This is a genomic window from Pseudomonas serbica (genome assembly GCF_028823535.1).
GTDB classification, from domain to species: Bacteria; Pseudomonadota; Gammaproteobacteria; order Pseudomonadales; family Pseudomonadaceae; genus Aquipseudomonas; species Aquipseudomonas serbica.
This window is the reverse complement of the sequence record NZ_JAQIYM010000010.1, coordinates 24756-39054: the sequence shown is the minus strand read 5'-3', so window position 1 is coordinate 39054 and position 14299 is coordinate 24756. Positions and strand designations below refer to the sequence as shown.

General features: G+C 60.6%; 11 protein-coding genes. 2 read left to right on the top strand and 9 right to left on the bottom strand.

Going from position 1 to position 14299, the window contains the following annotated elements:
- Nucleotides 1-1218, bottom strand: a complete 1218-nt coding sequence (locus tag NQL71_RS17440) for a type II secretion system F family protein (RefSeq protein ID WP_077185861.1) — start codon at nt 1216-1218, stop codon at nt 1-3.
- 284 nt (nt 1219-1502) lie between these two features.
- On the opposite strand from NQL71_RS17440, the gene NQL71_RS17435 reads away from it, so the two are divergent.
- Together NQL71_RS17435 and NQL71_RS17430 are read left to right on the top strand one after the other, a co-directional pair.
- Entirely contained in the window at nt 1503-1922 is a 420-nt protein-coding gene (locus NQL71_RS17435; RefSeq protein ID WP_046815687.1) for a pilin, read from the top strand.
- Nucleotides 1923-2230: 308 nt separating this feature from the next.
- A complete protein-coding gene (locus NQL71_RS17430) occupies nt 2231-2587 on the top strand; it encodes a BON domain-containing protein (RefSeq protein WP_046815686.1) in 357 nt (118 codons plus the stop codon).
- 192 nt (nt 2588-2779) lie between these two features.
- Here the strand turns inward: NQL71_RS17430 and NQL71_RS17425 are convergent, their stop codons facing one another.
- The 8 genes from NQL71_RS17425 to folK all read right to left on the bottom strand — a co-directional run bounded on the left by NQL71_RS17425 (nt 2780) and on the right by folK (nt 14297).
- A complete protein-coding gene (locus tag NQL71_RS17425; RefSeq protein WP_274643062.1) occupies nt 2780-5734 on the bottom strand; it encodes a DUF748 domain-containing protein in 2955 nt (984 codons plus the stop codon).
- 93 nt (nt 5735-5827) lie between these two features.
- Nucleotides 5828-6844 (bottom strand): class I SAM-dependent rRNA methyltransferase, encoded by a 1017-nt coding sequence (locus tag NQL71_RS17420; RefSeq protein WP_046815684.1) that lies wholly within the window; start codon nt 6842-6844, stop codon nt 5828-5830.
- Between the two features lie 63 nt (nt 6845-6907).
- A complete protein-coding gene (locus tag NQL71_RS17415; protein ID WP_077185863.1) occupies nt 6908-7777 on the bottom strand; it encodes an oxygenase MpaB family protein in 870 nt (289 codons plus the stop codon).
- A gap of 32 nt (nt 7778-7809) precedes the next feature.
- On the bottom strand, nt 7810-9747 hold the full coding sequence (acs, locus tag NQL71_RS17410) for an acetate--CoA ligase (RefSeq protein WP_046815682.1): 1938 nt from the start codon (nt 9745-9747) through the stop codon (nt 7810-7812).
- A gap of 159 nt (nt 9748-9906) precedes the next feature.
- Nucleotides 9907-11571 (bottom strand): glucose-6-phosphate isomerase, encoded by a 1665-nt coding sequence (gene pgi, locus NQL71_RS17405; RefSeq protein ID WP_046815681.1) that lies wholly within the window; start codon nt 11569-11571, stop codon nt 9907-9909.
- A 207-nt stretch (nt 11572-11778) separates the two neighbouring features.
- Complete coding sequence (gene panC / locus NQL71_RS17400) at nt 11779-12639, bottom strand: pantoate--beta-alanine ligase (protein ID WP_046815680.1); 861 nt, start codon at nt 12637-12639, stop codon at nt 11779-11781.
- A complete protein-coding gene (panB, locus tag NQL71_RS17395; protein ID WP_046815679.1) occupies nt 12636-13436 on the bottom strand; it encodes a 3-methyl-2-oxobutanoate hydroxymethyltransferase in 801 nt (266 codons plus the stop codon). The genes panC and panB overlap by 4 nt, the downstream gene beginning before the upstream one ends.
- A gap of 375 nt (nt 13437-13811) precedes the next feature.
- Nucleotides 13812-14297 carry a 2-amino-4-hydroxy-6-hydroxymethyldihydropteridine diphosphokinase gene (gene folK, locus NQL71_RS17390; RefSeq protein WP_046815678.1) on the bottom strand — a complete coding sequence of 162 codons (486 nt, stop codon included), beginning with the start codon at nt 14295-14297 and terminating at the stop codon, nt 13812-13814.
- Nucleotides 14298-14299 lie beyond the last annotated feature (2 nt).

Here is a 14299-nt window from a genome sequence, read left to right as displayed (position 1 = left end):
TCAGATCGCTGAGCCGAGTTGGAAGATGGGCAGGTACATCGCAACCACCAGGCCGCCGACAATAACACCCAGCACCACCATGATGAACGGTTCCATCAGGCTGGTGAGATTGTCGACCAGATTGTCGACCTCGTCCTCGTAGAAGCCGGCGAGCTTGTCGAGCATGTCGTCGAGTGCGCCAGACTCCTCGCCAATGGCGGTCATCTGAATGGCCATGTTGGGAAAAACGCCGGTCGTACGCATGGAAAAATTCAGCTGCATGCCCGTAGCAACGTCCTGCCGAACGCGCAGCACCGCACGTTTGAACACGATGTTGCCGGTGGCGCCGGCCACCGACTCCAGGGCTTCTACCAACGGCACACCGGCGGCGAAAGTGGTCGAAAGCGTGCGGGCGAAACGGGCCACGGCGGACTTGTACATCAAGGTACCTGCCAGCGGCAGTTTCAGCAGCCAGGTGTCCATTCGATCACGAAAGCCTTGCGAGGTTTTCAAGGCGTGGCGCACAGCGAAAATGCCTGCGGTCAGCGCGCCCAGCAGCATCCACCAGCACGCCTGCATGAATTGCGACAGGTCGATGACCATCAGGGTGAAGGCCGGCAGCTCAGCGCCAAATCCCTTGAATACGGATTCGAATTGCGGCACCACCTTGATCAGCAGGATGCCGGCCACGATGATCGCGACGCACACGACGATCAGCGGGTAGGTCATGGCCTTCTTGATTTTCGCCTTGAGACGCTCGCTTTTTTCCTTGTAGGTCGCCACCCGCTCCAGCAAGGTGTCCAGTGCGCCGGCCTGTTCCCCGGCGTCCACCAGGTTGCAGTACAACTCGTCGAAATATTGCGGTTTCTTGCGCAAGGCGCCGGCGAAGCTGTTGCCCGCCGCTACATCCTGTTTCACTTCGTCGACCAGCTTGCGCATGGCCGGGTTATCGAAGCCTTCACCGATGATGTCGAAGGATTGCAGCAACGGCACGCCGGCTTTCATCATGGTCGCCATCTGCCGGGTGAAAAGGGCAATGTCCTGGGCCTTGATGCGCTTGCCCCGATTGAAAATCGACGTGGTCTTCCTGCGCACCTTGCCGGGGTTGATACCTTGTTTGCGCAATTGCGCCTTGATCAGCGCCGGGTTCTGGCCGCTCAACTCGCCCGTTATCTTCGCGCCTTTCCGGTCTGTGCCTTCCCAGCTGTAGACGCTGGTGCTTGCTGCCTTGACTGCCATGTTCAGCCCTTTGTAACCGCCGATGCGTTGATCGCAGCCGATCGGCTCATAGATCGTGAATGTGCCGATGCGTTCCTCGGGAAGCGACTTATAGCCTAGTCAAGCGGCAGAACCAATCCAGCGCCGTTGAGGTGACAAAAAGTGTCAGATAGTGCGGTTCCTGAGGGAAAAAAAGGGGCTTCGTGGCGATCGCGCGCCCCGCGGACAGGGGACGCAGGGCTTGGCATGGGCTGTGCTGTGCAGGTGCAGATCATGAGAATTCGACTCATGCACGGAGGCTGTCCTTGAACAATCAAAAAGGTTTTACCCTGATCGAGTTGCTGATCGTGGTGGCGATCATCGGCATTCTGGCAACGTTTGCGATACCGGCTTACTCGAAGTACCAGGCGCGGGCCAAGGTGACGGCCGGGCTGGCCGAGATATCGGCGTTGAAGGTGGCGTTCGAGGATGTGATCAATCAGGGCGACGACCCTGATCTGGCCAAGGTCGGCGGCACGCCATCAACGTCCAACTGCACGACCTCGGCCAGCGGTAAAGCCACTGATGGTAGCGGGACCATCGGTTGCACGATCCTTAATGCGCCGGCTCCGGTGCTGAACAAAACCATCACCCTTTCGCGTACGGCAACAGGCTGGACATGTGCCACCACCGTCGATCAGGAATACGCGCCAAAAGGCTGTACGGGCGTAGTCCCGAAAGCCTGATACATCCGCTTATTACCGGATACCCCGCTTATGCGGGGTATTTTTTTCACGATGTTCAGCGGTGTCGGGTGTCTGAGAAAACTTCCCACAATTCATGGCCTTAGGCCTTCTTCAAAACCCGCAACTTGCATGTAGATAATTTCCAACTCATGCAATTTGCATGATTGTGAAAAATGACTGATTTTATAAGTTATTGATTTTTAAGCTATTTATACGTGTTTCAAAGTTGGCACAGCGTTCGCAATATCTACGGTAAGCCTGCTGACAAGACAATCAGCAGATTTTCCAGAAAAACAGGAGTTACTCGTATGAAGAAGTTCGCTATTGCTGCCGCTGCTGCTACCACGCTGACCCTGGCCATGGCCAACGCTGCGTTTGCTCAAACCACCCAGGCTACCCAGTCGCCAATGGTGCTGGCTGCCGGTGAAGTGACTGAAGCAAAAGAAGCTACTTCCGATACCTGGATCACTACCAAAGTCAAAGCTGACCTGGTTACCGAGAAAGGCATTCCAGGTACCGATATCAAAGTGGAAACCAATAAAGGTGTTGTGTCCCTGTCGTCCACCGTTGCGGTAACCGACGCTCAGAAAACCACCGCGGTGGCCATCGCCAAGAAAATCAAAGGCGTCAAGGCGGTCTCCGCTGACGGCCTGAAAGCCGAGTAAGGCAAGACTTCTCGCCTGGACTGGGAGAAGGCGCGGTAGGCGGGCTGAGCCATACGTCTGCCGCAACTTATGAAGTTCATGCGACCGGCCACAAGGATGTGGTCATTACAGGCCCCGGCATTCGTGTCGGGGCCTGTTCTATTTCGGGCCTGGGGAACAACTGTGGGAGCCAGCAGGCTGGCTCCCACACCCTCACTCAGCGTCCAGGTGCATTGGGGTGACGACCTTGCCGTCCTTCTCGGCTTCGCCCAACTGGGCATCGATGAAGTACACCCGATCATCGGCCAACTGCCCCTTGTCGACCAGATAATCCTTGATGCTGCTGGCGCGTTCCTGACCCAGCTCACGCAACAGTACTTCGCTGGTACTCCAGAACTGGATCACGTCCGCACGCATTTTTGCGGTGCGTTCTTCTTTGCCCAGATCTTTCCATTCGACGGGTGGCTGGACTTTCAGGCGTGTGCGGTAGATCCCTTCCAGCAGTGGACCTTTCTCACTGTCGGGCACCTCCAGCAGACTCGCTTTCGCCGGTACCTTGTCGCCACGGCGCTGGAGCATTTTGTAGTAGTTGTACTGGTATTCCCGTTCCAGGCGTTGCTCGGCGAGCAGCGGGCCGTCGCTGCTCTTGGCCGCGGTGCCCTCGATTTCCAGGCGCAGGGCCGGGCGTTCCTTGAGGGCCTGGGACAGTTTGACCAGTGCCGCTTCGGCGTCCTTGCTCAGGTCGCTCGAGCCCGGCGCGAATGACACGGTACCCAGGTCTTGCGAACCACCTCCGCTCACCAGGCCACCGATGAGTTTGAACGGTGCGGCGGCAGCCTTGACGATCAGGTTGCGCAGGGTCTGCCAGACAATCGGCATGACGCTGAACTGCGGATTGTTCAGGTCGCCGCTCACCGGCAGTTCGATGGAAATCTTGCCGTCGACGTCCTTGAGCAGGGCAATCGCCAGTTTCAGTGGCAGGCTCACGGCGTCCGGGCTGTCGACTTTTTCGCCCAGTTGCAACTGCTCCACCACCACTTTGTTTTCAGCCTTGAGCTGGCCCTTGACGATGACGTAATGCAGTTCGAGGTTGAGCCGGCCCTTGCGGATGCGATAACCGGCGAACTTGCCGGAGTAGGGGGTCAGCGTGGTCAGTTCCACGCGTTTGAAACTGGTGGCGATGTCGAGGCTGGCCATCGGGTCGAACGGGTTGACTGCGCCCTTGATGGTCACCGGTGCGTAACGGTCGACCTTGCCCTTGATATCGACACTGGCCGGTTTCGCCTGGCGGCTGTCGATGGTCCCGATCGAACCGTTGAGCTGCTGGATGGCCGTGGCGAAGTTCGGGGTCAGGCTGAAGTCGGCGAAGTTCGCAGATCCGTCGTTGATGGCAATGCCGCCGATATGGATGCCCAGGGGCTTGTCCTTGCTGGCGGCCGGTTTGCTGGCGGCGGGTTTGGCGCCGGCGTCCGGCGGTTGCGGGATCAGCAGATCATCGATGTTGGTGGTTCGGTCATCGTTGATCATGAAGCGCGCATAGGGTTGCAGCAGGTTGATCTTGTCGATCGACAAGCTGTCGCCGTGCTGGTAGTTCAGGCCTTCGACCACCAACTGTTGCCACTTGAGGAAGTCGCGGGTCTTGAGGGTATCGAGGGTGTGCAACTGATCGACCTGGGCGCGGCCGGTGACGCTGAGGGCCAGTGGCTCAGTGCTTTTCAGATTGACCGCCAGGTCGCTGCCGAGCATGCCGCTGCGCAGTTCCAGGCGAATGAACGGACTGATATAGGACTGGGCGACGCGCAAGTCGATGTCCTTGGTCTGTACGTTGAGCCTGGCGCTGACCGGCGCCAGGTTGACCTCGCCATCGGCCGTGAGCTTGCCTTGTTTGCCCACGCCGGTGTCGAGCTTGAGGGCGAAGGGCGAGCCATTGAGGCTGTCGAACTTCTGCAAGTCGAGATTCAGCGGGCTCAGTTCCACTTCCACGGGGGGTTGTGCCTTGCGGTCCGCCAGATGCACTTTGTAATCGCGCAATTGCACATCGGTGAGCAGCACTTGCCAGGGTTTGCTCGGCACTGCCGGTTCAGGTTTCGGCGAATCGGCCGCCGCCGGGGTGCTCGGCGGTTCGGCGTTGGCCTTGGCCGCCGGCTTGGACGGTTGGCTGGCAAACAGCTTCTGCCAGTCGAGTTGGCCATCGGTTTCCAGTGCGGCCCAGGTTTCCAGCTTGTGGCTGCGGATCTTGCCGACCACCACTTGTTGTTTGGCCAGGTCCACCGTGGTTTCGCTGATGTCCAGACGCTCGAGCTTCGCCAGCGGCCGTCCGTCCGGGGCCTTGATCGCGAAAGGCGCGACGCTGACAGAGAGGTTGTTCAGCAGCAGTTCGGTTTGCTTGGCCAGGCTGAGTTTGTAGTCGGTACTGAGGCTCATCACCCCGCTTTCGAGGTCCAGGGGCACGGCGTCGCGAACATAGGGCCAGAAGGCTTTCATCTTGCCGTCAGTAATTTTCAGCTTACCTTCAGAGGCGAACGGAATGAGGCTGAAGTTGCCGGTCCAGTCGATCTGGCCACCGTTGGGACCAATAGCGACCAGCTCCATGTCGGCGCTGTCTTCGGGCAGGGTGCTGAGATTTTTCAGTTCGAAGTCGAGTTTGTCGTAGAGAAATTCGATCGGTTCGCTGGGGCGCTCATCCTTGAAGTGCAAGGCGCCGCCGGCCAGTTTGATCCGGTCGATGCGCAACGGGAACGGCTTGGCATTCGGGTCGGCCGGCGTGGGTTCACTCGCTGGCAGTTTGAACAGCCCGCGCAGATTGAGCTTGCCGTCCTTGCTGAAGAGGATTTCGGTCGTGGATTTTTCCAGTTCGATGTCGGACAGGTGCAGCGCCTTGGTCCAGAGACTGTCGAGCTGCAGGTTGGCGTATAGGCGTTGGAAGCCGACCTGCTCCTTGCCGGGCTCGCCGATGTTCAGGCCCCAAAGGGTCACTTCAAGGCTGAACGGGTTGAGTTCGATACGCTGGAGGGTGGCGGGCGTCGTGGCGTAGTTGGCCAGTTGTTGGTTGGCAACGCGCAACGCGATGCCGGGCAAAATCAGAAAGCCCAGCAGACTGTACAGGGCCAGAGCAGTCAACAAGGCGCCGATGGCGCGAATCAATCCTTTGTACATGTGCGGCTTCATCTGTCTGGATCGGAGTGCCTTGGAGTATGGCACGCGATTTCGGTTCCGAAGTCCTCACATCCGGCCGGATTTGTCTGAAAACAACGGCGACTTTCAGAACTGCAAAATCAGGGTTTTCAGCGGTGGCTGCTGGTCCATGGACGGGAAGTCGGCGCCTGGTTTCATGACGGTCCACTCCCGTACCGGCCGACCGGCTTTCTCGGCGCAACGCAAAACCTGCTCACGCCAGTCGTCCATGCTGACTTTTGCCAGGTTGTTGCAGCAGATCAGCACGCCATTGTCGGCGGTGGCCAGCAACGCCGGCTTGAGCAGGCTCTGATAGTCGCGCAGCAGGTCGACGGTGCCGAAAGCACTCTTGGCCCAGGCCGGTGGATCGAGCAGCACCAGGTCGTATTGACGCTGTTCCAGGCGTTGATAGCTCGGCAGTTTCTGCCCGCGACGCTGGCTAATGGGCAGGCCGGCCAACTGGCGAATGGCCGGGAAGTAGTCGGACTGGATGAATTCCATGGTCGGCAATTGCGGGTTGAGCAGGCCATTCTCGCGACCGACCGCCAGGTTGCCTTCGGCGAAGTCCAGGTTGCATACCTCGCGGGCTCCACCGGCGGCGGCGCTGAGGCCGACCCCGCAGGTGTAGGCGAACAGGTTCAGTACGCTTTTGTTCTGGCTGTGGGCCTTGACCCAGCCGCGGGTGTTGCGCAGGTCGAGGAACAGCAGCGGGTCTTGCCCGGCGTGGCGCCCGCGCACCCGGTAATTGAGGCCCCATTCATGGCCCACCAGGTCTTGCAGCGCGGCGTCGTCGTTGCGGTAGACGGTGTCTTCGCGGTCGATGCGCGAGTTGCCACGGGAGCGGTCGTTGTAGACCAGCAGGGTTTCAAAGCCCAAGTGCTGATTGACGATTTCGTGCAACTGCAGCAACGCTTCGCGGTCCAGCGACTGGTGGAAGCTCTGCACCATCAGTTGCGGGCCATAGCGGTCGATCGTCAGGCCGCCGGCGCCTTCCTGGCTGCCATGGAACAGGCGATAGCAGTCGGTGCCCTGGCTGTGCAACTCGGCCAGCAGATCCTGGCGGTTTTCAAGGGCGGCGCGCAGCGCCTGATTCAAGGAGGACATGCCGGGCGCCTTGCAGGTGGAATTGGGCGCGGGAGTTTAACAGCATCGCGAGCAGGCTCGCGCCTACAACAAGCCCATACGTCTTTTCGCACGCTGCACCGAGCCATTGCGCACTGCCCAGCGCAGCATCGGCGCACTGCGGTTGACGCTGGCGCGGATCAGTTTGCGTTGCAGCGGACTTTGATGGACGCCGAGCATGTCACTCGCCCAGTCCGGCAGCAGATCGATTCCTGCCTGCATCATCAAACCGCCGAATGGTCTGGCCAGGCGGCTGGGGGAAGGGGCGTTCAACAACAATCGCAGCACTTCCCGACTGCGTTCGTCGCACAGCAGTTGCGGGCGGATGTGTTCAAGGTAATCGCAGACTTCCTGACGGGAACGCGGCACCTCGCGCGCGCCGAGGCGTTCGGCTACCAGAGCGATTTCGCCGTAGTAACGATCCTGATCGGCCAGGGACAAGCGAGGGTTGCGGTAGCGCAAGTGGGCGGCGAGGAAGTTGCTGACCTCGGCCACATGCACCCAGGTCAGCAGCTCGGGATCGCTGGCGGCATAGGGGCGGCCGTCGGGCGCGGTGCCGGTCACTTGCAGATGGATGGTGCGCACTTTCTCGATCAGCCAGTCGGCGTCCTGGCGTGAACCGAAGGTGGTGCCGGAGATGAATTGCCCGGTGCGGCGCAGGCGACCGAGCATGTCCTCGCGAAAATTCGAATGGTCCCACACACCCGCCAGGGCAAGCGGGTGCAGGGCCTGCAGCATCAGGGCGCTGATGCCGCCGATCAACATGCTGCTGAAGTCGCCGTGGACTTGCCAGCTCACCGAATCCGGCCCGAACAGCCCGGGGTCGCCCTTGGGGTTTTCCAGGTCGAGCTTGCCCAGGGACAGGCCGGTCAGGCTCATGATCTGGGTTTCGATGCGGGTACGAATGTATTCCATGGTGTCCCGGTTTTGACTTCAGAAGCAGTACGTTATTGGTTCAAGCGCTTGTCGATCAAGCCCTGGACCACGCTCGGGTCAGCCAGGGTCGAGGTATCTCCCAGGCTGTCCAGTTCGTTACAGGCGATCTTGCGCAGGATGCGCCGCATGATCTTGCCTGAGCGGGTTTTCGGCAAGGCCGGCGCCCACTGGATCAGGTCGGGCTTGGCGAAGCTGCCGATTTCCTTGCTGACGTGGGCTAGCAAGGCTTTTTTCAGTTCTTCGTTGGCCTCGACGCCGTTCATGGGGGTGACGAAGGCGTAGATGCCCTGGCCCTTGACGTCATGGGGATAACCGACCACGGCGGCTTCGGCGATGTTGTCATGCACGACCAGGGCGCTCTCCACTTCGGCGGTGCCGATACGATGCCCGGAGACGTTGATGACATCGTCGATGCGCCCGGTGATCCAGTAGTCGCCATCTTCGTCGCGGCGAGCGCCATCGCCGGTGAAGTAGTAGCCGGGGTAGGGTTTGAAGTAGGTGTCGACCATTCGTTGCGGGTCGCCGTAGACGCTGCGGATCTGTGCCGGCCAGCTGGATTTGATCGCCAGCACTCCGCTGCCGGCACCTTTGATTTCCTTGCCATGCTCGTCCAGCAACACCGGTTGCACGCCGAACATCGGTTGTGTCGCGCAGCCCGGTTTGATCCGCTGCGCGCTGACCAGCGGGCTGAGCATGATGCCGCCGGTCTCGGTCTGCCACCAGGTATCGACGATAGGGCAGCGTTGTTCGCCGACGACATTGAAGTACCACTCCCAGGCTTCCGGGTTGATCGGCTCACCGACTGTGCCGAGCAATCTCAAGCTGGCGCGGGACGTTTCCTTCAATGGCTGCGCACCTTCGCGCATCAGCGCGCGTAACGCGGTGGGGGCAGTGTAGAAGATGTTCACCTTGTGCTTGTCGATCACCTGCCAGAACCGCGACGTGCTCGGGTAGCTCGGCACGCCTTCGAAGATCAGGGTGGTGGCGCCATTGGCCAATGGACCGTAGACGATGTAGCTGTGGCCGGTGACCCAGCCGACATCGGCGGTGCACCAGAAAACTTCACCGTCGCGGTAGTCCAGCACATATTTGAAGGTCATTGCCGCTTGTAGCAGGTAGCCGCCAGTGGTGTGCAGCACGCCCTTGGGTTTACCGGTGCTACCGGAGGTGTAGAGGATGAACAGCGGGTCTTCGGCGTCCATCGGCTCGGGCGGGCAGTCGTCGCTGACGTCGCGCAGCGCCTGGTGATACCAGAGGTCGCGGCCCTCGACCCAGTTCACCGGGTTCTGGGTCCGTTCGACTACGACCACGGTGCTGACATTCGGGCAGCTTTGCAGCGCCTTGTCGACATTGTGCTTGAGCGGTACGAATTTGCCGCCGCGCACGCCTTCATCGGCGGTGATCACTGTGCGGCAGTCGGCGTCGAGGATCCGGTCGCGCAGCGAATCCGGCGAGAATCCACCGAACACCACCGAATGCACTGCGCCAATGCGCGTACAGGCGAGCATGGCATAGGCTGCTTCAGGGATCATCGGCATGTAGATGCACACCCGGTCGCCTTTTTTCACGCCACGGCTTTTGAGCACATTGGCCAGGCGGCAGACGTAATGGTGAAGTTTCTTGTAGGTGATCTGGGTGGATTCGGCGGGGTCGTCGCCTTCCCAGATGATCGCGGTTTGATCGCCGCGTGTGGCCAGGTGACGGTCAATGCAGTTGTAGCTGACGTTCAGTTTTGCGCCGGCAAACCAGTGGGCTTCACCGGTTTTCAGGTCGTAGCGCTGGACGGTCTGCCACGGTGTGCTCCAGTCGAGGAAGCGGGTGGCTTGTTCGGCCCAGAAGGTGCTGGGGTGTTCGATGGATTCGCGGTACAGGCGGCGATAGTCGTCCTGACTCAATTGAGCAGCCCGGCGCACGGCATCGGCTTTGGGAAACGTGCTGATATCGAACATGACGGTTCCTTCTTCTTGTTTTGGCGAAGAGGGGAGCTGCGCGACCCTCGTAGGAGATGGCTTGCCAGCGAAAGCGGTGGATCAGTCAATACCTATGTCGACTGACACACCGCAATCGCTGGCAAGCCAGCTCCTACAAAGGTTAGTACAAGCGTCAAGTCATCCGCGGTGACGCCCGCGGAAGTAGTTGATCAAGCCTTGGGTGGATGCGTCGTCGGCCGGGGTTTCCTCACTGCCGACCAGGCGGTTGTAGACGCCTTTGCCCAGTTCCTTGCCCAGCTCCACGCCCCATTGGTCGAAGGCATTGATGCCCCAGATCACGCTTTGCACGAAGACTTTGTGTTCGTACATCGCCACCAGCGCACCCAGGCGCCGCGGGCTGATGCGCTCGACCACCAGGGTGTTGCTCGGACGGTTGCCCGGGATCACCTTGTGCGGCGCCAGGCTCTGCACCTGCTCTTCGCTCATACCTTTGTCACGCAGCTCGGCCTGCGCTTCGGCCAAGGTCTTGCCGAGCATCAGTGCCTGGCTTTGCGACAGGCAGTTGGCGTACAGCCACTGGTGATGGTCGGCCACCGGGTTGAAGCTGACGATCGGCACGATGAAATCGGCCGGGATCAGTTGGGTGCCCTGGTGCAGCAACTGGTGGTAAGCGTGCTGGCCGTTGCAGCCCACGCCACCCCAGATCACCGGGCCGGTGTCGGTGCTGACGGGTGTACCGTCCTGGCGCACGCTCTTGCCGTTGGATTCCATGTCCAGCTGTTGCAAGTGCTTGGTGATGTTACGCAGGTAGTGATCGTACGGCAGGATCGCGTGGCTTTGCGCGCCCCAGAAATTGCCGTACCACACACCAAGCAAGGCCAGCAGCACCGGCATGTTCTGTTCGAACGGGGTATTCAGGAAGTGCTGGTCCATGGTGTAGGCACCGGACAGCAATTCCTTGAAGTTCGACATGCCGATGGCCAAGGCAATCGGCAGGCCGATGGCCGACCACAGCGAGTAACGCCCGCCGACCCAGTCCCACATCGGGAAGATGTTCTCTTCGCGAATGCCAAACGCCACGGCGGCGGCGTTGTTGCTCGATACCGCGATGAAGTGGCGATGCAGCTCGGCTTCCGAGCCCCCCTGGGCCAGGTACCAGGCGCGTGCGGCCTGAGCGTTTTTCAGGGTTTCGAGAGTATTGAAGGATTTCGACGAGACGATGAAGAGCGTGGTCTCGGCGCGCAACTTCATGGCCAGTTCGTGAAATTCGCTGCCATCGATGTTTGCCAGGTAGTGGCAGCGCACGCCTTTCTGGGCATAGGCCAGCAGGGCTTCGGACACCAGTTCCGGACCGAGGAACGAACCACCGATGCCGATGTTGACCACGTCAGTGATTGGCTTCTCGGAGTAGCCGCGCCACAGGCCGTCGTGGATACGGCCCACGAGGTCGGTGATCTGGTTCAGTACCTTGTGCACTTCAGGCATCACGTTGACGCCGTTGACCGACAGCTTGTCGCCGACCGGGCGACGCAAGGCGGTGTGCAGGGCGGGGCGTCCTTCGGAGGCGTTGACGATTTCGCCATCGAACAGCGATTTGATCGCGCCCTTGAGGTCGACTTCGTCGGCCAGGCCCACCAGCAGGTCGCGGGTCTGGGCGTTGATCAGGTTTTTCGAATAGTCGAGAAACAGGCCACAGCTGCTCAGGGTGAATTGGTTGAAGCGCTGCGGGTCGGCGTTGAAGGCCTCGCGCATGTTGAAATCCTGCATGGCCTGGCGGTGGTCTTTCAACGCCTGCCAGGCGGGCAGGGTGGTCACGTCGTGGGGGGTGCGGTAATACGCCATCGCTGCGGGTTTCCTTTTACTTGAACTGCCTTTAAGACACTGAAAATACCGGAATGTCCTGACCACTGACTGGCGGTAACCCGGTTAGCCTGCGTGCACACGATTAAATAGCGCAGACCGGTAACAGTAAACCCAGAGAGACGATCTGTCTTGGCTTTGTCGGACCTGCGACCGGTACTTTTTTGTACCGGCGCGGTCGTGGGGGAGTCAGGCGGGGGTGTCGAGGTTCAGGTGCAGGTTGTCGATCAGGCGCGTCGTCCCCAGGAACGCCGCCACCAGGATCACCAGGTCCCGATCTTCCGGGGTTGCCGGGCGCAGGCTCAACCCATGGCGAATTTCCAGGTAGTCGGGGCGCAGGCCCGCCGCTTCGAGCTGTTGCAGCTTGGTGCGGATCAGGGCCGGGTAATCGCGCTCGCCTTGCTTGATCGATTCGGCGATCTCGCTCAGCGTGCGATACACCACTGGAGCCACCGCGCGCTGATCCTCGTCGAGGAAGCCATTGCGCGACGAAAGAGCCAGGCCATCGGCCGCCCGTACCGTCGGCTCGCCGATGATCTGGATCGGCATGTTCAGGTCATGCACCAGCGCGCGAATCACCGCCAGTTGCTGATAGTCCTTCTGGCCGAAGATCGCCAGGTCCGGCTGGACCATATTGAACAGCTTGCTGACCACCGTTGCCACACCTTCGAAATGCCCCGGACGGCTGGCGCCGCACAGGCCTTCGGAAAGCTGCGGGACGCTGACGCGGGTCTGGCCGGCCATGCCGTCGGGGTACATCTCTTCAACGGTTGGCGCGAACAACAGGTCGCAACCGGCCTCGAGCAGCTTTTCCTGATCGGCGGCGAGGGTGCGCGGGTATTTGTCGAGGTCTTCGCCAACACCGAACTGCAGCGGGTTGACGAAAATGCTCGCGACCACGAAATCCACCCGTTGGGTGGCCTTGGTGATCAGCGCGACATGACCGCTGTGCAGGTTGCCCATGGTCGGCACAAAGCCGATGCGCTTGCCTTCACTGCGGGCGCGGGCCACGGCGGCCCGCAATTCGCGTACGGTTTTGACGGTGTTCATGCAGAGAATCCGTGTTCGATGCCTGGGAAAGTCGCCGCTTTGACTTCAGTGACGTAAGCGCTCAAGGCCGCATGAATGCTTTCCTGGCCGGCCATGAAGTTCTTCACGAACTTGGGTACGCGTCCGGTAATGGACAGGCCCAGCATGTCATGCAGGACCAATACCTGGCCGTCGGTGCGGTGGCCGGCGCCAATCCCGATGACCGGAATGCTCACGGCCTGGGTGATTTCTTCGGCCAGGTCGCTGGGTACGCATTCGAGCAGCAGCATCGCCGCGCCGGCCTGTTCCAACGCAATCGCATCGGCACGCATCTGCCGCGCCTGGTTTTCGTTGCGACCCTGGACTTTGTAGCCGCCGAGGATGTTCACCGATTGCGGCGTCAGGCCCATGTGGGCACACACCGGAATGCCTCGTTCCGCCAGCAGGCGGATCGAGTCCGCCAGCCACAACGCGCCTTCGATCTTGACCATGTGAGCGCCGGCCTGCATCAGCAGGGCACTGTTGGTCATGGCCTGTTCCGTGGTGGCGTAGGCCATGAACGGCAAGTCGGCCAGGATCAGGGCGTCGGTGTTACCGCGTTTGACGCAGGCCACGTGGTAAGCCATCTCGGCGGTGGTGACCGGCAGGGTGCTGTCATGACCTTGCAGAACCATGCCGAGGGAGTCGCCCACCAGCAGCACTTCGACGCCGGCCTGGTTGCAGGCGTGGGCGAAGGTCGCGTCATAGCAGGTCAGCATGGTGATTTTTTCACCTTTTTGCTTGAGACCTTGCAGAGTGGTCAGGGTGATGGCTGGCATGAAAAGTTCCTCATTCAGGCGCTGTGGAAACTACTGCGAGTAACGCGCGTGATTCTTCGTTGAATACAGGCGCACGGTCTTTTGTCGTGCTTTTAAGGCCTGGATTGCGCCCTTGATGCCGCGGTGACGGCAGCGGGACGCCTATAGTCGTGAGGAGAACGTGGGAAGTCAATTGCGTGTGTTACCGCATTGTTACGCGTGGGGTGTTACCGGGTTGACTGATGCGTTTCAGCAAATTCTGCAGGAGCAACACAATCCAATGTGGGAGCGGGCTTGCTCGCGAAGGAGGCCTGACATTCAACATCTGTGTTGATTGATGCACCGCTTTCGTCGGAACGCCGCCCGGAGCAAGCCCGCACCCACAGGGGGGCTTGGTCAGCTCGAAGGGAGGCGTTCCAGCCCGACGAACGGGCACGAAGCGAGCAAGTCGGCCAGTGTGCGGCCATCGGCAAGGCGCAAGTCGGCGGGAGCCAGTTCGGCCAGGGGATACAGCACGAATGCCCGTTCCTGCATATGGTAATGAGGGACTCTCAGGCGAGGCTCGTCGATCAGGCGGGCTCCGAACAGCAGGATGTCCAGATCCAGCGTACGCGGCCCCCAGCGCTCGAGGCGCTCGCGGCCCTGGCCGTTCTCGATTGACTGCAGGGCGTCGAGTAGCTCTAGGGGGGGCAGCGTGCTGTCGAGCGCGGCCACTGCGTTGGTGTAACGCGGCTGGCCGGGCAGCAACGAGTCGCTTTGATAGAAGGCTGAAACCCCGACAAGCTCCGAGTGCGGCAACTGTGCCAGCGCCTCTACGGCGCTGCGCAGTTGTTCGGCGGGGTCAGCCAGGTTGCTGCCCATGCCGATGTAGATGCGTTCCATGG